This is a genomic window from Streptomyces sp. SID12501, assembly GCF_010550245.1.
Classification (GTDB): Bacteria; Actinomycetota; Actinomycetes; order Streptomycetales; family Streptomycetaceae; genus Streptomyces.
This window is the reverse complement of sequence record NZ_JAAGLU010000547.1, coordinates 1-462: the sequence shown is the minus strand read 5'-3', so window position 1 is coordinate 462 and position 462 is coordinate 1. Positions and strand designations below refer to the sequence as shown.

Annotated in this window: 1 pseudogene; it reads right to left on the bottom strand. The window is 72.3% G+C overall.

Going from position 1 to position 462, the window contains the following annotated elements:
- A pseudogene (locus G3I71_RS47215) lies at positions 1 to 187 on the bottom strand (TIGR04222 domain-containing membrane protein); the annotation flags it as partial.
- Positions 188 to 462: the final 275 nt, after the last annotated feature.

Here is a 462-nt window from a genome sequence, read left to right as displayed (position 1 = left end):
GTCTGCCCTCACGGGTCACCCGGCGGTCCGCGCCCCTCACCAGCCCCCATGCGGCCAGCCGACGGCCGATCTCCCAGATCTCCCGCGAGCGTTGCAGATCCCTGTGGACGGCACCGATGCTCTTCTCGCGCCCGCAGTACGCGTACACACGACGCTCGACCGCGTGCCCGGTCAGCTCCCCGTCCACCGTACGTACCCGCGCGCCCCGCAGGGGACAGGTGCGGGCGGTAGTGGCTCGGAGGTCGGGCCATCTGTCTGTTGGCGTCGGCGAACGCGGTGGCCGCCCCACCGTCAAGCGAAGTCTCAGCCGGGCACCGCGTCGTCCTCAGCTCCGTCGGGTGAGACCCCAGGAGCGGTGTGGTCGGCCCCTGGCAGGGCATGGCGGGCGAGCGAGCGCCGGATTGTCGACGGTGGGGAACCGTCGGTGGGGTGGATGGCGTGGACGGGGGCAGGTGAAGGGTG